This window comes from Acinetobacter higginsii, from assembly GCF_000369845.1.
In the GTDB taxonomy this organism is placed as follows: Bacteria; Pseudomonadota; Gammaproteobacteria; order Pseudomonadales; family Moraxellaceae; genus Acinetobacter; species Acinetobacter higginsii.
On record NZ_KB850217.1, the window covers coordinates 127346 to 148295 of the forward strand.

At 36.5% G+C, this 20950-nt stretch carries 21 protein-coding genes; 6 read left to right on the forward strand and 15 right to left on the reverse strand.

The window, feature by feature from the left end; all coding sequences use genetic code 11:
* Nucleotides 1-16: 16 nt before the first annotated feature.
* The 12 genes from galU to rfbB are packed head-to-tail and all read right to left on the reverse strand — an operon-like array spanning nucleotide 17 to nucleotide 11301.
* The gene (gene galU, locus F885_RS05960) at nucleotides 17-892 is read right to left on the reverse strand and encodes a UTP--glucose-1-phosphate uridylyltransferase GalU (RefSeq protein ID WP_005319906.1); all 876 of its coding nucleotides are present in this window, start codon (nucleotides 890-892) and stop codon (nucleotides 17-19) included.
* A 32-nt stretch (nucleotides 893-924) separates the two neighbouring features.
* The gene (locus F885_RS05955) at nucleotides 925-1542 is read right to left on the reverse strand and encodes a sugar transferase (protein WP_004801805.1); all 618 of its coding nucleotides are present in this window, start codon (nucleotides 1540-1542) and stop codon (nucleotides 925-927) included.
* A gap of 27 nt (nucleotides 1543-1569) precedes the next feature.
* Nucleotides 1570-2391: a glycosyltransferase gene (locus tag F885_RS05950; RefSeq protein ID WP_005319908.1), complete on the reverse strand. Its 822-nt coding sequence runs from the start codon at nucleotides 2389-2391 to the stop codon at nucleotides 1570-1572.
* 4 nt (nucleotides 2392-2395) lie between these two features.
* Entirely contained in the window at nucleotides 2396-3433 is a 1038-nt protein-coding gene (locus tag F885_RS05945) for a glycosyltransferase family 4 protein (RefSeq protein ID WP_005319912.1), read from the reverse strand.
* On the reverse strand, nucleotides 3408-4637 hold the full coding sequence (locus tag F885_RS05940) for a hypothetical protein (protein ID WP_005319917.1): 1230 nt from the start codon (nucleotides 4635-4637) through the stop codon (nucleotides 3408-3410). Before F885_RS05940 ends, F885_RS05945 begins: the two co-directional genes overlap by 26 nt.
* Nucleotides 4638-4639: 2 nt before the next feature.
* Nucleotides 4640-5296, reverse strand: coding sequence for a glycosyltransferase family 32 protein (locus F885_RS05935; protein WP_005319920.1), 657 nt, complete (start codon nucleotides 5294-5296; stop codon nucleotides 4640-4642).
* On the reverse strand, nucleotides 5293-6138 hold the full coding sequence (locus F885_RS05930) for a glycosyltransferase family 2 protein (protein WP_005319922.1): 846 nt from the start codon (nucleotides 6136-6138) through the stop codon (nucleotides 5293-5295). The genes F885_RS05935 and F885_RS05930 overlap by 4 nt, the downstream gene beginning before the upstream one ends.
* Before the next feature lie 2 nt (nucleotides 6139-6140).
* Nucleotides 6141-7397, reverse strand: coding sequence for an O-antigen translocase (locus tag F885_RS05925; RefSeq protein WP_005319925.1), 1257 nt, complete (start codon nucleotides 7395-7397; stop codon nucleotides 6141-6143).
* 1 nt (nucleotide 7398) lies between these two features.
* Nucleotides 7399-8517, reverse strand: a complete 1119-nt coding sequence (locus F885_RS05920; protein WP_005319928.1) for a DegT/DnrJ/EryC1/StrS family aminotransferase — start codon at nucleotides 8515-8517, stop codon at nucleotides 7399-7401.
* Entirely contained in the window at nucleotides 8514-9371 is an 858-nt protein-coding gene (locus F885_RS20760) for a WxcM-like domain-containing protein (protein ID WP_005319932.1), read from the reverse strand. The genes F885_RS05920 and F885_RS20760 overlap by 4 nt, the downstream gene beginning before the upstream one ends.
* On the reverse strand, nucleotides 9368-10243 hold the full coding sequence (rfbA, locus tag F885_RS05915) for a glucose-1-phosphate thymidylyltransferase RfbA (RefSeq protein WP_004801792.1): 876 nt from the start codon (nucleotides 10241-10243) through the stop codon (nucleotides 9368-9370). Before rfbA ends, F885_RS20760 begins: the two co-directional genes overlap by 4 nt.
* On the reverse strand, nucleotides 10243-11301 hold the full coding sequence (gene rfbB / locus F885_RS05910) for a dTDP-glucose 4,6-dehydratase (RefSeq protein WP_005319935.1): 1059 nt from the start codon (nucleotides 11299-11301) through the stop codon (nucleotides 10243-10245). The genes rfbA and rfbB overlap by 1 nt, the downstream gene beginning before the upstream one ends.
* A 504-nt stretch (nucleotides 11302-11805) precedes the next feature.
* Here rfbB and F885_RS05905 point away from each other — a divergent pair.
* The 4 genes from F885_RS05905 to F885_RS05890 all read left to right on the forward strand — a co-directional run bounded on the left by F885_RS05905 (nucleotide 11806) and on the right by F885_RS05890 (nucleotide 16766).
* Nucleotides 11806-12915, forward strand: a complete 1110-nt coding sequence (locus F885_RS05905; RefSeq protein WP_005319938.1) for a polysaccharide biosynthesis/export family protein — start codon at nucleotides 11806-11808, stop codon at nucleotides 12913-12915.
* Between the two features lie 78 nt (nucleotides 12916-12993).
* Entirely contained in the window at nucleotides 12994-15120 is a 2127-nt protein-coding gene (locus F885_RS05900) for a GNVR domain-containing protein (RefSeq protein WP_005319941.1), read from the forward strand.
* A 206-nt stretch (nucleotides 15121-15326) separates the two neighbouring features.
* Nucleotides 15327-16034, forward strand: coding sequence for a BamJ family beta-barrel-assembly machinery protein (locus tag F885_RS05895; protein WP_005319944.1), 708 nt, complete (start codon nucleotides 15327-15329; stop codon nucleotides 16032-16034).
* Between the two features lie 48 nt (nucleotides 16035-16082).
* Entirely contained in the window at nucleotides 16083-16766 is a 684-nt protein-coding gene (locus F885_RS05890; protein WP_005200920.1) for a BamJ family beta-barrel-assembly machinery protein, read from the forward strand.
* A 46-nt stretch (nucleotides 16767-16812) separates the two neighbouring features.
* Here the strand turns inward: F885_RS05890 and murJ are convergent, their stop codons facing one another.
* Nucleotides 16813-18363, reverse strand: coding sequence for a murein biosynthesis integral membrane protein MurJ (gene murJ / locus F885_RS05885; RefSeq protein ID WP_171068216.1), 1551 nt, complete (start codon nucleotides 18361-18363; stop codon nucleotides 16813-16815).
* Nucleotides 18364-18445: 82 nt separating this feature from the next.
* Nucleotides 18446-19018 carry a 1,6-anhydro-N-acetylmuramyl-L-alanine amidase AmpD gene (gene ampD, locus F885_RS05880; RefSeq protein WP_005319950.1) on the reverse strand — a complete coding sequence of 191 codons (573 nt, stop codon included), beginning with the start codon at nucleotides 19016-19018 and terminating at the stop codon, nucleotides 18446-18448.
* Nucleotides 19019-19431: 413 nt separating this feature from the next.
* Here ampD and nadC point away from each other — a divergent pair, with 413 nt between their 5' ends.
* On the forward strand, nucleotides 19432-20277 hold the full coding sequence (gene nadC / locus F885_RS05875; RefSeq protein ID WP_004801772.1) for a carboxylating nicotinate-nucleotide diphosphorylase: 846 nt from the start codon (nucleotides 19432-19434) through the stop codon (nucleotides 20275-20277).
* Here nadC and F885_RS05870 read toward each other — a convergent pair.
* On the reverse strand, nucleotides 20274-20459 hold the full coding sequence (locus F885_RS05870) for an ABZJ_00068 family colistin stress protein (protein WP_026057479.1): 186 nt from the start codon (nucleotides 20457-20459) through the stop codon (nucleotides 20274-20276). The two genes, nadC and F885_RS05870, sit on opposite strands and share 4 nt — an antisense overlap.
* 197 nt (nucleotides 20460-20656) lie before the next feature.
* On the opposite strand from F885_RS05870, the gene F885_RS21400 reads away from it, so the two are divergent.
* Entirely contained in the window at nucleotides 20657-20896 is a 240-nt protein-coding gene (locus F885_RS21400) for a hypothetical protein (RefSeq protein WP_081401679.1), read from the forward strand.
* Nucleotides 20897-20950: the final 54 nt, after the last annotated feature.

Here is a 20950-nt window from a genome sequence, read left to right on the forward strand (position 1 = left end):
AACCACATGCCCTAAACTACAGGGCCAATTCTTGAATTAAGCCCTTAAAATCTGCGCCCAATTTGGGGTGCTCAATACCATAGTGTAATACAGCTTTTAGGTATCCAAGCTTACTACCACAATCGAAAGTCTGCCCTTTCATGCGATACGCTTCAACAGCTTCTGCTTGCTGTAATGCTGCGATGGCATCAGTGAGCTGAATTTCATTTCCAGCTCCGCGTGGGGTATTTTCTAAAAGCGCCATAATCTGTGCTGGTAAAATATAACGACCAACCACAGATAAGTTCGAAGGTGCTGCGCCCACCGCAGGTTTTTCAACGATTCCCTGCATCACAACGCTTTCACCTTCATTCGGAGAAACCGCGACATCCACAATACCATATTGATCAACCAAATGATCAGGTACTGCTTCAACCATAATCTGTGCTGCTTGAGATGTCTCAAAGCGCTGGATCATCAGAGACAAATCATTCTCAGAGACTTGATTCTTGACTAAAACGTCAGGTAATAATACGGCAAAGGCTTCATTACCCACGATATCTTTTGCACAAAGTACAGCATGTCCAAGGCCTAAAGGCTGCGGCTGACGCACGCTCACAACGCTCACATGCTTCGGTAAAATATCAGTAATTTCTTTGAGTAGATCAAATTTCTTTTTTTGTTCTAAAGTTGTTTCTAACTCGAAATTACGATCAAAATAATTCTCAATCGAGGCCTTAGAGGAATGTGTGACCAAAATAATTTGTTCAATCCCAGCATCAACTGCTTCACGTACCACATATTCAATGGCTGGACGATCAACAACAGTCACCATTTCCTTTGGAATAGATTTGCTTGCTGGTAAGAATCGTGTACCTAAACCTGCGACAGGTAAAATTGCTTTCTTGATCATTACATTACTACTTCATTGATTTAGATAGATCTTCAAGAGTTAATTTTATCTTGTTCTTGTAAATTATTCCCCTTAAATAAAGAGGGGCCAACATGTCCAGGCGCATTAATCCCTTCACGTTTCAACATAACACCTAATGTTTTCCACATGATTTTAAAATCAACGAAGGTATTATGATGATCGACATACCAAACATCACATTTAAAGCGGTCTTCATAATCTAATTCGTTACGACCACTCACTTGCGCTAAGCCGGTCATTCCAGGTTTTACATCCAAACGACGTGCTTGCTCTGGTGAATAAAGTTCAACAAATTCTTTTAACATTGGCCGAGGCCCAACGACGCTCATATCGCCTTTTAGCACATTAAATAGCTGTGGCATTTCATCCAAGCTTGTAGAGCGTAATTTTTGTCCAAATGGTGTAATCCGCTGCTCATCAGGTAAAGCATTACCCTCAGAATCTGTAGCATCTTTCATCGAGCGGAACTTAATCATTTTAAATAGCTTACCGTCTTTACCAGGGCGTTCCTGATAAAAAAAGATAGGAGCGCCTAAGTTCTTTCTGACCTTATAAGCAACGAGAATAAATATTGGAGAAAGTAATAAAATTGCTACAGATGCAACAACTATATCAACAAGCCTTTTCATTGTTTGAAACCCATATATCAAAATAATTTAGACTTTCTTCCTAAGAAAATTATTATAAATTTTCCCCAACATCGTGGATGGTAGTAGTCGAAACACTGACCGTAACAAAAAAACTATATTAGCATGAATTGGATCTTGTAACTTCAACTCTTTTTTTAAATCCAACAACTTTTTTTCACTTTTAATATATTCCAACCCCTTACGACGACCATGCATACCATTATCAATACGAGCATACACCAAAATATCTGATAAATTCTGAACTTGATAACCCTTCGCAATTATACGTAAAAAAAGATTATAATCTTCCATCCATAAATGGTGATGATAACCACCAACATCCAGAATATGTGCCTTTCGATAAGCAATCGTCATATTATTGAAAGGGCTTTGTTTTTTTGCATAGTTTTTTAAATCTTTATGTAAAAGTGGAACACTACGCACCCCAGTTGGATTTTCAATATTTTCAATAAATTCAATAATTTGACCACCTAATATAGAAATACTAGGGTTTTCATTCAAGAAGTCAATTTGTTTTTTAAACCTATCTGGTGCACAAATATCATCGGTATCAACTATGCATACAAGGTCATAGGCACATTCTTTTAAACCAATATTTTTAGCCTTACCTGTTCCAACGTTCTTCTCGAGCTTTTTTACACGAAGAATATCACCTAGCTTGTTTTGCCATTGTCCGATTACTTTATTCAATTCAGGAGTTAAAGGCCCATCCTCAACTAAAATAATTTCTGTAGGTCTTAAAGTTTGTTTATCCCAAATACTTTCCATACAAGCATTAAAATGCACTGGAGATTCTTTGTGATAAATAGAACTTAATACAGAAAACATAAAACTATCCTTTCAAAACCTTATCAATCCAAATTTTTAAAATTTGTTCGGGCTGATATTTTTGAGCATTTAACAATGAGTTTTTTGCGAATTGACCCAATAAATCAGGAGAAGAAGCAACTTTTAAAATTGCTGCAGCTAATTCACTAACATTTTGATCTTGTACTAATAAACCGTTTTCATGATTCTTTATGATATCACTTGGTCCAAAAGGACAATTATATGACACAATAGGCAAACCAAAACTCTGAGCTTCAATTAACACCATAGGTAAGCCCTCATATTTTGATGACATTACAAAAAAACTAGATTGCTCATAGACTTGTTTAACATTTGAAGTACTTCCTTTCAAACTAATATGTCTAAGTGAATGCTCCCTAATATAATTATGCAATATTGTCTCTTGTTCGCCCTCTCCATAAATATTTAGTTGCCAATCAGGAATAGTTTGATATATTTTCTCCCAAGCCTGCAGTAAATGAATATAGTTTTTCTGATCAGTTAAGCGACCAATCGCTACAATTTGTTTACTACCCTTTTGAGGTGCCGAGATGATAGGGAATGGTGAAAAATTAGGGATAACAATTACATTAGAATGAAATTTATCGAATTGATCCTTGTCATTTTGGGTCAAAGTAATAACCTGACCAACTCTTTTGTAAAAAAATCGACTGAGCAATTGAACAGTCTTAGGTCTACTTATGAAAGATACATGCTCAAGCGTCACTAATTTTTTTACTTTTGGTAGAAAAGTACACAATAGAGATAATTTCCCCATATTATGAACTATCACTGCATCATAAGAGTAAGTGGCTGTATACTTTTTTAATTTCTTATAAAATTTAAATATATTTCCAGTCAATCTAATTACATTCACATTTTCAACTAAAGGATATGCTGAATTGTCTTTTGTAGATTCTCTATTTAAAAGTGTAATCTCATAACCATCCATTCTGGACATCTTATTTGCAAGCTCTACAGCAACACGTTCTGAACCAGACTTGTTTTTTAAAGAGTTAATAATAAACAGTATTTTTTTCACTCTCGCACCTTTTCATAGAATTACATGCATATACCAATAACATCAACAAAGAAATGAAAACAGTAATACCTTTAGCCAACAAAGCCAATAATAAAACTAAAAGTGCTATTTTAAATTTAAGATCAACAAATGAAGATTTTATTTTAAATATCAAATATATATTAAAAATCAAAAAAACACCAAGACCTAGCAAACCATTAGCAAAGATCACCCTAAAATAACCAACATCAGTATTCATATAATAACCATTTTTTAAGTTATACATATTATCCCCAATAATCCAAGTTTTATAACTTTCAGGAAATATTGAAAACATGTCTAATAGTGTATTAAATGAGTTATTAGTATCCGAATTCCCATCACTCAAAAACAAACCAAAACCAAATTTAATCAATTGAAAATCAACAAATTTTTCCCCGTAAACAAAATATAAAATTACAGCAATAGATAGCAAGAATAACCCTGAAAAAAATATTTTGATTTGATTTATAGAAAAACTAGAAAACAACAATAAAGATCCTATAGCAAATCCGACTAAAGTTGTTCTCGCACTCATCATTCCAATAATTGCTATCATAAAGTAAACAAACAACCAAAATATTATATGCTTTTTTTCATATTTTATAATTTGACTTAAACAAACCAATATAAAACAATTAATAATTCCTGATGCAAAAAAGGAACGACCAACCCCGACAATTCGCTCAAGTTTCAAATCATCAAGCCTAGATAAATCCGACAAATTGTTATAAACAATGGAGTAAAATATTTTCTCAAAAGCAGGATAAAAGCTAATCAATGCAGACAGCATAAGTTGAATTAACACGGCAATTGCACTAAGTTTAATTACTCTAACAAAATCTAAATGAGCACCACCTACCCTAAAAACACCAATTAAAGCTAGAAGCTGAAAATAAATAAATAAATAAACCTCATAATAATAACTATAATCCAGATTACTATTAAATAAAGCAGATAGAGTACTTACAAAAAAACCAAAAAATAAAAACAAAAAAATAAAAAAATCAATTTTTCTAAATTTATTAAATGAATTAAAAACAAAAAACAGGCCAAAAAGAGAAAATAAAAAAACTAAGAAACCAAATTTAAAAAAAACAGCTATATTAAATATATATATAAACAAAAAAAACACCCACATAAAACCAGTAAGGTATTTTTTATTCAGTTGAAGCAAAGCACTCAAAGCTACAACCCCCTTATTATTCTTTGTATTTTATTAATTATTCTTTCGAAATAATTAAATTTCCACGAATATCCCCAGTGATGTATACCATAAGTATCGTCCTTAATATGAACATACATCAACTGCTTTACAGGTTTATCTTGATCAAATGGATTATAGGGGTAAAATGAACTCTGAGACAAAACTATATCTCTTTCTTTAGAAACCTTATTGTATACACTACCAAGAACATAGGGCATAGTCTTATACACATTACTATTAATATCATAAAAATCTAATACTAATTTTAATATTTGATGCCCCTTAATACAGCCAATTACCCCACAGCTCACTTTATCTTGGTCAGAATCTTCATAAGCTGCAAAAAAATCATTATTAAGCAAAGTCGAAATATCTTTAATCAACTCCATATCAGTATCTAAATATACTCCACCATATTCATATAAAGCATGACAACGAACATAATCAGCAACGAAAGCATATTTCTTATCTTTTAATGCTTTTTTCACAAAATCATGCTCTAAAGGTGAGTTGTCTTCATTCCAAAGAATAAACTCCCAATCAGGTAAATATCTATGCCAACTTTTAATACATTCTTCTATTAAAGGGGACATAGGGTTTTTACCAAACCAGCAATAATGAATAATCTTAGGAATCATAATATACCATTCAATTTTCTAATTAATTTTCCACTTAAGGCTTTTAACACCATAATAGGATGCAAAAAAAACATATTTAGTATTGCAAACAAATATATTTCTACCAAAAGCTGATTATATTCTCTCTCATGTGATTTAAAATAATCAGCAATTTGCAACTTACCAATAATCATTATATTTTTTTTCTTTGAAAGATTATCCTCATGCAATCTATACTTCGTAAAAGTATAGTTTAAGTGTATACAATACCCACCTTTCTCTAGGACTTTCAAATAAATATACCAATCTTCAATGATAAATTTTTCATTAAAACCATTCACATTCTTTATATCTTTTAGTCTAAGCATCTGTGTAGGGGCTGGTAAATATTCTGTATACTTAAACAAGTCTTTAAAAAAATATTTTTTTTCTTTTTTTATTATTTCCCCACACTCTTCATTCTGATCATTAATTAAAATCATATTACCAAAAACACCTTTGCAAGCGTCATCAGCTTCAAGAATAGGAACTTGTACCATCAGCTTTTCAGCTAATAGCATATCATCTGAAGCAATGGCTGAAAAATACTTACCATGACACCATTCCAATGCTTCATTTAAAGTCGCACTTAAACCACGATTTGCTCGATATCTGAACTCAAATCTAGTAAACCGTTCTTCACAAACAGATAACATCTCTTCTATTTTTTCTATAGAATTATCTTTAGAGCCATCATCAATAATAATTAGTTCAATATTCTGATAAGTCTGATTAATCACACTTTGAATACAATCCTGAACATACTGTGCATGGTTATAGCAAGGGATGACAACAGAAACTAACGGCTGACTTTTTGATTGCATCTCTATATAACTCTCATCCGCAAATGTTTAAACACAAAAATACTCATTACCGCCCAATAGATTGCATAATTTATTAGATGAGCAATAGAAACTCCTTCAAAACCAAACATCTGGGTACAGATATAAGTCAAAAGAATTGAACTTATTGCAAACATAATTTCTGTCGTTACAAACAGTTTAATCATTGCTTTGCTTAACATCAAATAAGCAAGTATCCAACTTCCAATTTTTAGGGCATCTCCTATCATTTGCCATAAAAATAGATCAGCCATAGGCAGGAATTTTTCACTGAATAATACAACAATAACCCAATCTTTCAATAGATAAGCCAGCCCCCCTCCTAAAATAGCGAGTGGGAATATAAACTTATAACCTAAATAGACTTCTTTTTTTATTTCAACAAGGGTTTTTAATTCTGATAATTTAGGCAAGTAATAGACACCTAAGGTTGTTGTTACCAACATTAGATATGCAGCACTTAAACGAATCATCGCTTCCCAATAACCCGCATAGTCCGCACCAAAAGTCTGACTTAAATATGTTCTAATCACTATTTGAGAAAGTGGTACACAAATTGCGCTGACTAAAGCCATTAATGCAAATGACATAAACTTATGTGCAATAGCAGAATCGATTCGCCCAAACAAGTAAGAAATTTTAAACCAATCTGCTTTATAGCAAAGATACAGAGTTACAAAAAAAGCAAGAGATTGATAAACAGACAATGCAACCAATGCACCATACAAATGATATTTGACTGCAAGGGCTGTCGTGATCACTAAAGAAACTAAACTACCCGCTATATTTGCCAATACTAATTTTAGTATTTCCTTTTTTCCATTTAATATCGCCAAAAACAAAGTATTAAAATTAAAAAAAACTAGAAAAATGGCAAACCAAATGAATACCGATTGGTATTCTAGGCTATGAAAAATATAAAGGGATAATTGCTGCTGAAAAATAATAATGAGTAATGCAAAAAGTACGCTTAGAATAAAAACTATGCTCCCTGCATTCTGCCATATTTTTTTCTGCTTTTGCTTATCTTCATAATATTCTGCTGTATATTTTGTGACAGCAGTATTAATCATACTTCCTGAAAAGGTTGTAATCATTTGAATAAAATTTTGAAACTGGCCAATCATAGCATAGCCAGAAGGGCCAACATAAATAGCTAAGATTTTATTCAAAACAAATAAAGTAGCTGTTTTAATTAAAACGGCTACTCCATTTAAAGCACTTGTTTTCAGCAGATTCATATCAAAGACTAAACGTGTTACAGACTTCAACTATATGCTGAGCATCTTTTATATTTAAGACAGGACTCATTGGTAAACTCAGGACTGTCTCGTGTATTTTCTCAGATATTGGGAAACTTAGACGATTCCATTCAAGATAAGCTTGTTGTTTATGCGGCGGAATTGGGTAGTGAATTAAAGTTTGTATACCGTGTGCTGCTAAATGCTGCTGTAAAGCTTCTCTATCAAGAGTACGAATGACAAACAAGTGCCAGACATGTTGTTGATCTTCAACTGCATTACCTCCTATTTTAGGAAGTTCAATCAAAGGATTACTAATCCCCTCTAAGTAAACCTGAGCAACTTCACGGCGATGCACAATTTCTTGATCTAAAAACTTAAGTTTAACATCCAGCATAGCCGCCTGAATTTCGTCTAAGCGACTATTTACACCTTGTACGAGATTCTTATATTTTTCATGCGACCCATAATTACGTAGAGCCCTGAGCATATTTGCAAGCTCTGCATCATTGGTCGTGATCGCACCTGCATCACCTAAAGCACCCAGATTTTTGCCAGGATAAAAGCTAAATCCAGATGCATCCCCCCAATTTCCAGCCTTTTTACCATCAATTGCAGCGCCATGGCTTTGTGCAGAATCCTCTAAAACCAATAAACTATATTTTTCAGCAATTGCCATAATCTCAGGCATTGCCGCAAGCTGGCCATATAAGTGAACGGGTAAAATAACCTTGGTCTTATTTGTAATAACAGCTTCAATTTTTGCTGGATCAAGATTAAACGTATCGGAATCTGGCTCAACCAGTACAGGAATAAGTTGATTGGCACTAATCGCGAGAATACTGGCGATATAAGTATTTGAAGGGACGAGAACTTCATCACCGTCTTTTAACTTGCCAAGCTCTTTCCAAGCCCTCAAAGTTAAAATAAGTGCATCTAAACCATTGGCTACACCAATCGCATATTTCGTACCACAATATGCAGCAAAGTTCTGTTCAAACTGATCAAGTTCAGTGCCACCAATATACCAGCCAGAATCAATCACACGTGTGCAGGCTTCAATCAGTTGTTCACGATATTGCTGATTGATATTTTTTAGATCTAAGAAAGGGGTTGTCATTCTACATAACCTTTAATGATAGCTGGATTTCCTACAACAATCGCATTTTCTGGAACATCTTTGGTCACAACAGCACCCGCACCAATCAGTGCATTTTTTCCAATACGGATACCAGGTAAGATGGTTGCATTTGCACCAATACTGGCACCTTGCTCTACAATTGTTTGAGCAAAACTTTCTGGATATTGTTTAGAACGTGGTTTTTTATCATTGGTAAAAGCCACACAAGGGCCAATAAACACATTATCTTCTAAGGTTATACCATCCCAGATATAAACCCCTGATTTGACAGTAACATTATTGCCAATATACACATCATTTTCAATTAAAGTATGAGCACAAATATTACACCCTGTACCAATTACAGCATCTTTTAAAATGACACTATATTGCCAAACTCGGGTATTTTGACCAATATTTTTAGAGTGTACATCAGATAATGGGTGAATGAATGGACGATTAACCGTAGTTAAAAATTCATCATAATCTCGAATATAATCACTTTCATCATAGTGTTCGCTAGCTAATACCAACAATACACAATCTTCCGAAAAGTCATGCATTTCACGCCAAGTCATACTTTCAATGATTAAACCTTGAGTAGGTGAACTCAAGGTAACTTCTTCTTTTTGTCGTCCGTTGTCTAAAACAAAGCGGCACTGCCCATGAAGGCAAATCGCAAGCTGTTTTAGATCTTTATGTGCATGAAACCCTCTAGGCTTATCTTTAGATGCAGCAAAAATATAATAGATCCGTTTAATGTCAAAGGGGATATGCTGATTAGCCTCTACCGAAACCAGCCCGCCTCGTTCATCACCTAAGTCAGGTAAATCAATGAGTTTCTTTAAGCTCATACTTCATTCACCAAAGAAATCAAATATTGGCCATAATCATTTTTATTCATACTTTGGCCAATTACTAAAACTTGCTCTTTGCTTAGCCAACCATTATTAAAGGCAATTTCTTCTAAACATGCCACCTTATAGCCTTGTCGCTTTTCAATGGTTTCTACAAATTGTGCTGCCTCAAGCAAGCTCTCATGTGTGCCCGTGTCGAGCCAAGCAAAACCACGTCCAAGCAATTCTACATTCAAGTCGCCACGCTCTAGGTACATTTGATTGACGGTCGTGATTTCTAATTCACCACGCTCAGATGGTTTGACTTGTTTTGCGATCTCGACAACATCATTGTCGTAGAAATACAGACCGGTTACAGCAAAATGTGATTTTGGATTTTTCGGCTTTTCTTCTAATGAAACAGCACGTTTTTGCTCGTCAAATTCAACCACACCAAAGCGTTCAGGATCTTTCACTTGATAGCCAAAGACCGTTGCCCCTTTTTGACGAGCAACTGCTTGGCGTAACATCGGTGTAAAGCCTTGACCATAAAAAATATTATCACCAAGCACTAAACACACATTACTCGTGCCGATAAAGGCTTCACCAATAATAAAAGCCTGAGCTAAACCATCTGGACTTGGCTGAACGGCGTAACTCAATTCAACACCAAATTGCGAACCATCACCCAATAGTCGTTTAAAGCCATCAATATCATCTGGAGTACTGATAATTAAAACTTCGCGAATACCCGCTAACATCAAGACTGACAAAGGGTAATACACCATCGGTTTATCGTAAATCGGCAGTAACTGCTTAGATACACCCTTGGTAATTGGATATAAGCGTGTACCTGAACCACCCGCAAGAATAATACCTTTCGTCGACATTAGACATTTACCCCTAATCTTTCACCTTGATAACTGCCATCTTGTACACGGCGACACCATTCTAAATTATTTAAATACCATTCAACGGTTTTACGGATACCCGTTTCAAAAGTTTCCTGAGGTTTCCAGCCAAGTTCACGTTCTATTTTTGATGCATCAATCGCATAGCGTAGATCATGTCCGGGACGATCCTTTACAAAAGTAATTAAACTTTCATAAGCTTGAGCATTAGCCTGTGGTCTTAATTCATCTAGAATTTTGCAAATAGTTTTAACTACTTCAATATTCTGCTTTTCGTTATGTCCACCAATATTATAGGTTTCACCGATCACACCTTGAGTAACAACTTGATACAGTGCTCTAGCATGGTCTTCAACGAACAACCAGTCACGGATCTGATCACCCTTTCCATAGATCGGCAATGCTTTACCATCTAAAGCATTTAAAATGACTAAAGGAATTAACTTTTCTGGGAAGTGATAAGGACCATAATTATTAGAACAATTGGTGACAATGGTCGGTAAGCCATAGGTACGTTGCCAAGCTCGAACTAAATGATCTGAACTCGCCTTACTTGCTGAATAGGGAGAGCTTGGCGCATAAGGTGTTGTTTCAGTAAATAAGTCTGTTGTACCCTCTAGATCACCATAGACCTCATCTGTTGAGATATGGTGAAAACGAAAACTTGCTTTTTTATTGTTATCTAATGCCTGCCAGTACTTACGAGTTACTTCTAATAAGGTATACGTTCCTACAATATTGGTCTGAATAAATGCACTTGGTCCATCGATTGAACGATCAACATGCGACTCAGCTGCCAAATGCATGACTACATCAGGTTGAAATTGTTGAAAAACCTTCTCTAGCTTTGGCACATCACAAATATCAATTTGTTGGAACTGATAGCGAGTATCCTCATCAATTTCTTTTAAGGACTCTAAATTTCCAGCGTAGGTCAATTTATCTATATTTAAAACGGTATCTTTCGTTGTTTTTATAATATGGCGTACTACAGCAGAACCAATAAATCCAGCACCACCAGTTAATAATATTTTCATATTTTTCCACTATACTACATCGAGTAGACTCTATCTAAACTTGATATCTTCACACAAAACTTAAAGTATTTATGAACAATCCTATAAAATCTTTCGCAAAATATCGGCTAAGACACTAGGCTGCTTATTTCGAATTTCATCCTATTTCACTGAAAAAAATAAGGAAATAAGGCTTAAAACACTTCAAATTAGTACGGAGAATACAACTCGGCATAATATAACAAATTTCATCAATTTGTTAGCGCTTCATTCTATTTTATTTAAATGATCTTCTAATTAATTTAAATTTATTTACGAATAGCTTTTCGTTAAATACTGAACTAAATCAAATTACTCTATAAAGTGAATTTTTTATATCAAATAATTCAACACTCCCACAAAAAGAATATTATGTTTTTTTAATCTTTTGGGATAAAATCATCGCGATTTAGCATCCATTGTCCACTGATGATCCATACACGACAATAGGTATTGATTAAAAATAAGATTATCTAAGGGTTTCATGTGAAGTATTACCAACTTTTTTCAATTCTTACACTTAGTATTAGCGCTGTAAGTTGTGCAATCACTTCAGGTCTTCAAACACATGACTTACCTGAAAATGGAGACTTTACAACGGAGCAAGGCGTTAATCTTACGATTGTACAATTAACCCAAGAAAACTTAGCTTTATATAACCTAGCCTCTACATCATTGCTACCGCAAGACAAGCTATCGACATTATTTCGCCAAACTCCCACCCAATATCGTTTAAGTGCAAATGATGTCTTATCAATCCAGTTATGGGCCTACCCTGAAATTACCCCCCCTCTAAATAATATTAATAATATGCAATCTGCCCAAGCAAGTGGCTATGCAATTGACATAAATGGCAATGTACAACTCCCCCTAATTGGCCAAGTTCATGTCGCAGGAAAAACCCTTGCTGAAACTAATCGATATCTACGGTCTCAGTTTGCAAAATATTTGAAAACACCTGATGTTATTGTTAGGATTTTATCCTACGAAGGCAATCGTTACTTTGTAAATGGACAAGTCATGAAAAGCGGGCAATATACGCTGAATGATCAGCCAATTAGCTTGTATACGGCACTCAGTATGGCTGGAGGAGTCAATCCTGAAACAGGGGATAACACATCTATACAGTTAATTCGTAAAGGGATTACTTATAATTTAAATTTAGTTGCTTTAGAACAAAGTGGTTTATCTCTCCACAAATTAATAATTCAACCTAATGATACGATTTTTGTAAATACCAAACAAAACCAAAAACTTTATATCATGGGTGAATCAAGTAAAAGCCAGGCGCTTCCCTTACGTGATCAAGGGATGACCTTAAGTGATGTACTTGGTGAGAGTGAAGGTATTAACCCATATACAGCAAGTGCTGCGCGTATTTATGTAATGCGTACAAACCTCAATACTCAGCACTCGACTATTTATCAACTAAATTTGAGTAGCTTAGGGAATCTTGCTTTAGCCAATCAATTCGCTATGCAGAAAAATGATATTGTTTATATTGATGCAACAGGCTTGACGCGCTGGCAGCGTATGGTTAATCAAATTATACCATTCTCTAACGCACTTTATAGTTTTGATCAGTTAGGTAAATAATATGACCTTTTCAATCTAACCATTTAGATCTCCAAGAATCTGCAAGCGTTTTCCCAAATTTTAAATAGTTGTTCCCTTATGAATCAAAATACACAACTGACTGATGACACGATTGACCTTAGAGAATTATTTTTCGCTCTTATTGCACAATGGAAACTTATTGTTTTCTGTACAATATTCGCCCTAATTTGTGCCAGTATTTATCTTAAAACTGCAGAAAAAACTTACGCTGTTGATGCAAAAATTCAAATTATTGATAACAAACAAAATGGCTTAGCAGGTCTAAACTCACAGCTTGCATCTTTAGGCAGTTTAGCTGGCGTAAATATTGGTGGTCTTGGCGGTCAACAATCGATTCAGGCAGAAATCGAAATCTTGCAATCTCGCTCTATTTTAGCAAAAACGATTCAAGATCTAAATCTAGATATCCAAATCCAACCAGATCAAGGTTTTGTTCAGAAGTTTTTAAGCACAGATCAATTTCACACCAACTATCTTACGGATCAAGTACAAGTTAGAAATCATAAAACTGAGTTCTCTATTCGCCAATTTGACATTCCAAAAAAATATCTAGATCAAGACCTACTTTTAAGCTTCCATGGGCAAAACTTTAGCCTTACGTCAGAAAAGACTGGGCTAGAAGTATACAAAGGATCCCTAAATCAAAAAGCAAATTCTACTTCCCTTAGTTCAGCTTGGAAAATTAGTATTTCAAGCCAACATCCTTTAGAAGGTCAGTATATTGTTCAAAAACAATCAACACTTGCTGCAGTCAAAGCTATTTTATTAAGTTTAAAAGTGGCTGAACTTACCAAGCAAACAGGGATTATCACTATCAATTATGATGGAGCAGACAAAGCGCACATCATAAAAGTGCTAAATCACATTTTGGAAATTTATCAAGAGCAAAACTTAGCGACGAAATCAGCAGAAAAAGAAAAAACATTAGCCTTTTTAAACCAGCAACTGCCACAACTGAAACAAGAGCTAACAGAGGCAGAGAAAAAGTTTAATACATTCCGAGAAACTCATGGGACCATTGATATTCAGCAAGAAGCTGGGCTTTATTTAAAGCAGAGTGTTGAGTTGGAAACACAAAAAATTCAGTTAGAGCAGAAGCAGGCACAATTGGCTGCTCAATACACAGCACAACACCCAATGATGCAAGAAATTAATACCCAAATTGCTGTATTCAATAAAAAAATTAATGAATTGAATAGTGCATTAAAAAAATTACCAAATACACAAAGCCAGTATTTGCAATACTATCGCGATGTACAAGTACAAACGCAGCTGTATACCAATTTATTAGGAACATACCAGTCTTTAAGCTTGGCTAAAGCAGGCGAAACAGGAAATACTCGTGTTTTAGATTACCCTGTAGAACCAACGAAACCAATCAAACCTCGTAAGCTAATCGTGTTAATCCTCTCAATTTTTATTGGTGGATTTGTTGGTGTATTGATTGCTCTAGTTCGCAATATGTTACAAACTGGCGTACGTCATCGTGATGAAATTGAACAGGCTGTCGGCATTAATACTTATGTTGAATTGCCTAAAGCGAAACATAAAACTGCTCCTGAGTTACACGCACTCAAGACATTTATCCCGACTTTATGTTTTAAGTTACAGCAAAAACAACATAACGTTGCACTCATAACAAGTGTTACACCTAATCAAAATCAAGGTGTGATTGCTCAACATTTGGCACTTTATCTAAGTCAAGCTGGGCAGAAAGTTTTAATCATTGATAGCGACCTTTATCGTGGTGAACTTGACCAACTTTTTAAGAGCACGTCAAAAGTGGGCCTAGCTGAATATTTACGTGGACAAGCCGATCTAGATCAAATTATCGTGAATACAACTTATCCGAATTTGAGTCTAATTGGCCGTGGAAAAAGCAATGATGAGGCTTCTATTAGTTCACATCAATCAATTTTTGCACAGTTAATGCAACAGATCAGCAATCAATACGACTACATCTTGATCAGTTCAGCACCCGTACTTGCAACCCCTGATAGTTTAAACCTTGCTCAATTTACAGGTTTTAACCTCTGTTTAGTGCAATATGGTCAGACACAACTGAAAGATATTGAACTCGCAAAATCTTATTTTGTGAATGCGGGGCTTGAGATTGACGGTCTTATTCTAGACCAGATCCCGAGCTATCAAATTAATCAATATCAATATCAGACCAGCAAATAATTGCTCTAATATTGAATAAAAAGAACCAGAGGGCTATAAATTCTCTGGTTTTTTTATTTCAACAAGAATGCTCATTGATTTCACAAATGACTCAATCCTCATACAAAAAATCCATGCATTTTTGCTGTTTATTATTCAATGCCTAAGCCTATACATGCTAAGATCAACGGCATATTTTTTATTAAAATCTCGCTTTGGGACATCTCATGAGTAAAGCTTTACCTTTCGTTGTCGCAGCTGTTTTAGGCGGTGCAGCGCTCGTTCCTATTTACTACGCTACTAAAAATCCAACCACTGAGTTTGGCGCCAAGGCTGACAAAAATGCAGCACCTGTGGCAAAAATCAGTTATGCATTAGGTTATGAAGTCGCAAAACAAACCCCACCAGAATTAGAAACCAGTGCATTTATTACTGGTTTCCGTGACGGGCATGCACAAAAACCAGCAGCCTATACAGAAGAAGAGTTACAAGCGGCTTATATCGAGTTCCAAAAAGAGCTGCAACAAAAACAAGCGAATGAGACCAAAAAAGTCGAAGCGACCAACAACAGCTTTTTAGCAGAAAATGCGAAAAAAGAAGGCGTGAAAACCACCGCTTCAGGCTTACAATATAAAATCACTAAAGAAGGTACAGGTAAACAGCCTGCCGCGACCTCTGTTGTGAAAGTTCACTACAAAGGTCAACTTACTGATGGTAAAGTATTTGATAGCTCTTATGACCGTGGCGAGCCAATTGAATTCCCGCTGAATCAAGTGATTCCAGGCTGGACTGAAGGTTTACAGCTGATGAAAGAAGGTGGTAAAGCAACACTTTATATTCCTGCAAACTTAGGTTACGGTGAACAAGGTGTTCCTGGTTCGATCCCACCGAATAGCACATTAATTTTTGATGTAGAATTAATCGCTGTTAAGTAAATGATCTTAAGGAGAGCCTATGCTCTCCTTTATTTTTTGGAAGAAATAATGAAAAGATTAGGTCTCATTTTAATTGCTTCAACCATCGGAACGGTTCAAGCAGCATCAATTACACAAAAAAGCCCACAAAAAGATCAACTCGGATATAGCTACGGTTATCTCATGGGCAGAGGCAATGCCGAGACTTTAAAAGACTTAAATATCGAAACTTTTGTACAAGGCTTACAAGAAGCTATTCAAGGTAAAACAGCATCTTTAACCGATGAGGAAATGGCGACTGTACTCAATCAATATAAAAAACGCCTTGAAGCCAAACAGCTGGTTGAGTTTCAAGAACAAGCACAAAAAAATGATCAAGCAGGCAAAGCCTTTTTGGCTGAAAATGGCAAGAAAGCAGATATCGTGACCACGAAATCAGGCCTACAGTACCAAGTACTACAACAAGGCCAAGGTAAATCACCGAAAGCGACATCAATGGTTAAAGTAAACTATGAAGGCCGCTTGCTCGATGGAACGGTGTTCGACAGTTCAATCGCACGCAACCACCCTCTTGAATTCAAGCTCAGCCAAGTGATTGCGGGTTGGACTGAAGGTGTTCAAACGATGAAAGAAGGTGGCAAAACACGTTTCTTTATTCCAGCAAATCTTGCCTATGGTGATGTCGGTTCGGGCGATGCAATAGGGCCAAACAGTACTTTAATTTTCGATATTGAATTACTTGAAGTGAAATAATAAAAACCCTCCATTTGGAGGGTTTAATTTTTTAATTGAATCTAATTTAAGCTTTTAAATGTCTTGGTCGGAAACCCGTAGCCAACAATGCTACAGCATAGGCAACGACACCAATGACACACAAGCCAATCACTTCAGCAATACGTAGCCATTGAGAAATATCGCCTTGGTACCAGGTTAAACCATACCAAAGTGCTGCAATCATGGTGATATTGGCAACCGCATATTGCAATGCCAGTTTTTTCCAATGTCCCCCAAAACGATAGATGTTACGTTTATGCAAATAGAAATACAGCATACCCGCATTCACCAAAGCCGAGCCTGAAGATGCTAGTGCGAGCGCCATATGCTCGGCATGCCAATCGATTAACTTAAAGAAGCCAATAAAGACTACGTTTAGAATGGCATTGGCTGCCACCGCCATTAAGCCGACACGAACAGGGGTTTTAGTATCTTGTTGTGCATAGAAGCCTGGCGCAAATACTTTGATCAACATAAATGAGATGACCCCTGCACTCATACATTGCAGTGCTAAGGCAGTCATTCGCGTATCTTCTACAGTAAATTCACCACGCTGGAACAAAGCTTGAATAATCGGTGTCGACAACATAAATAATGCAATACTTGCGGGAATACCGACCAGCATAATAATCTTGGCAGCCCAATCAATCATGCCTCTAAATTTGGCTTGATCTTGCTCTGCATGACGTGCGGAAAGTGAAGGTAAAATTACCGTACCAATCGCGACACCAATTAAGCCCAGCGGTAACTCAGTCATACGTTCAGCACTGTATAGCCATGACACCGAGCCATCTTGCATGAATGATGCCCAGATTGTATTGAGCAATAAGTTAATCTGAGTCACTGACACCCCAAACAAGGCTGGCAGCATCAGTTTTAAAATACGATCCACCCCTTCATGTTTGAAGTCCACTTTAGGTGGAATCAATAAGTTCTTTTTCCATAATTCAGGAATCTGAATCGCCAGCTGTAAAATACCCGCAGCAACCACAGCCCAGCCCAAAGCCATGATTGGCTCTGCCATATACGGCGTTAACCACCACGCCCCCGCAATCATCGCCACATTGAGTAATACAGGAGAAAATGCAGGTGAAGCAAATGAACCATAGCTGTTTAAAATACTGCTAGCAAAAGCCGTCAACGACATAAACATCAAATATGGAATAGTCAGACGGAACATATCCACAGCGAGATCAAATTTTTCAGGATCATTATGGAAACCAGGCGCATACAGATAAATAATCGCTGGGGCAGCCACCATAGCGACAAAGGTCAATAAGGACATGGCCGTAAGCAAACAGCCAAACACCCGACTAATCAGAATCTGGACTTCAGCATGGGCACGACTGGTCTTATATTCGGTCAGAACAGGAATGAAAGCCTGAGAAAAAGCCCCTTCCGCAAATAAGCGTCGGAAAAAGTTGGGAATACGAAAGGCAACAACGAAGGTATCGAAGTCCTTACCTGCACCAAATACATTGAGTAGCACAACATCACGTACCAGCCCCAACACTCGAGATAACATCGTCATTGCACTGACAATTACAGTCGATCGCCACAATGCCATCGCATTCACCTACGGCTTATCTTTTAAAAAGCGTTATTGTAATGAAAGTCCGAATAGATTTCGTTATGAAATCTTAAATCTGGTCATATTTTTAGCGTGTTTTTTGTTTAGACAGCAAATTTCGAAATAATTGCCAATCAAAGTACTCACCAGGATCGGTTTTCCGTTTCGGCGCAATGTCGGAATGGCCTGCAATATGATTTTGAATTTTTGGATATGCTTGGCGTAAACTATTCACGACTTCAACCAATGCTTGATATTGCTCAGCTTCGAAAGGTAGATCATCACTTCCTTCTAGCTCGATTCCAATCGAATAATCATTACATTCCTTCAAAGCCAAATAGCTAGAACGGCCTGCGTGCCACGAACGATCATTAAAATTCACAAACTGAATCACTTCACCTGTACGCAAAATCAATAGATGCGCTGAAACCTTCATTCCCTCAATGGTTTGGAAGTAAGGATGTAATGACCAATCCAGCTGATTCTGAAAGAATTGTTGAATATAACCACCACCAAACTGTGAGGGTGGCAAACTAATATTATGAATAACAATTAGTTGAATATCGGTATCTGTAGGTCGGGCATTAAAATTCGGCGATGAAATTTGTGTTGCACCTTCCAATATCCCATCTTGAACTTGAGTAAATCTAGATTGTTGCATGGTGACTCGAATCAGCAATTTAATATTTATCTTGCCCATTCTGACATGCTTTATCACGAATAATCGAGATGAAATACTTATTTTTTATGAGTAGAGTATTAGGGTCTATCGACAGTTCACAGATGCTTGCGACAGAGAATATTTTTAGACGATACAAGGCATGACTTGTGAAATTTAGTCATTCTAAATGAGCCAAGTCATAACGCAGGAACGGCAAAAAATATTCCTGTCCCGAAGGGTTATGGCTAAAACCTCCATAAACAGCGTTATGAAACTTGACAAGGGTGGCGCCATTGCCTACATTTCATGCCTTGTTTATGTCGTTTTAGCCAATAACGCAATGCATGGTTGAAATGTCAATAGACCCTATTATAACGCACACGTTTTTTAGTCAAACATACACTGGAACTGGTATGAGTATCCCTCAATCTTTGCTTGAACAATCTATTCAAATCAATATTCAACAAGCATTACAAGAAGATATTGGGGACGGCGATATTACCGCCCTGCTCACACCTGAAGATGAACAAGCCACTGCAACCATTATTACACGTGAAGATATGGTGTTGGCGGGTCAGCCTTGGGTCAATGCGTTAATTCAAGCCTATGACAGCGCTGTTCAAATCACATGGCTCAAGCAAGAAGGCGAACATGTTGCGGCAAATGAAGCATTCTTAAAACTTGCTGGTTCTGCACGTAGTTTACTCACCGTAGAACGCCCAGCACTAAACTTCATCCAAACGCTGTCTGCGGTTGCAACCAAAACAGCAAGCTATGTGCAACAGCTTGATGGTTTACATACCAAACTACTCGATACCCGTAAAACCTTACCCGGCTTACGTATTGCACAAAAATACGCGGTTGCGATCGGCGGTGGTCAAAATCATCGTTTAGGTTTATTTGATGCATTCTTAATTAAAGAAAATCACATCATGGCTGCGGGTGGAATCGCTCAAGCAATTGCCAAGGCACATACGATTGCGCCAGGCAAACCGGTTGAGGTCGAAGTAGAAACTTGGGATGAGCTCAATCAAGCGCTTGAAGCAGGTGCTGATATTGTCATGTTGGACAACTTTAGCCAACAGCAGATGATTGATGCGGTCAAACATGTGGCAGGTCGTTGTAAATTAGAGGCTTCTGGTAATATTACCATTGAGAATTTACGTGAAGTGGCAAGCACTGGCGTAGACTACATTTCCATGGGCGTATTGACCAAAGACGTACGCGCAGTTGATTTATCCATGCGTTTTAACGCTTAAGCCTGATCAAGATCTTTTTCTTGTTTCAGCGGCTTTTGTTCTACTAAAACCTCTGCTTTATTCAATTGTGTCGTTTCAACTTGCCATGCTGATTTGGCTTCAGTCGAATCAGTTGGGCGAGGGTCAGCCGCCATTAATACAAATGTTACTGCAGTGAGTAAGACCAAGAATACTTGTAGCATCATTATTTCCCCCTAAACTTGTTCCTTTCAATTTGGCTCAATCTATCAAATTAAAATGAGTCAAATCAGTGGGCTGTGTTATAGGCATGTAAATGCTCAGTGAGCTATTTGTTGACGATGATGTGTTTGTGTCTACTTTTATTTCGATCTATGTAAGCTTAAAATGCTAAGCAGCTCAATTTATTAAAATAATAAGTATGGATACCGTATTCGAAGCCGTATTTCATGTGCTGTTTAAGCTGTTCCGTTTTCTATTCATTGACCTAATTTTTGAGATTATTTTTGAAAGTGTAATTCGTAGCCTTGGCTATGGAGTTGTACGTTGCTACCGGCTTGGGCAACGAGTAGATTTTGACAGCACTGAAGTATTTGTCGTCGGTTTTATCACGCTGCTCATATTGATATTTCTATGTATCTACTGGTTTTTACTACGATAATCTTCAACCTATAAAAAGCAGCCTAAGATTGACTTAGACTGCTTTAGGCTCATA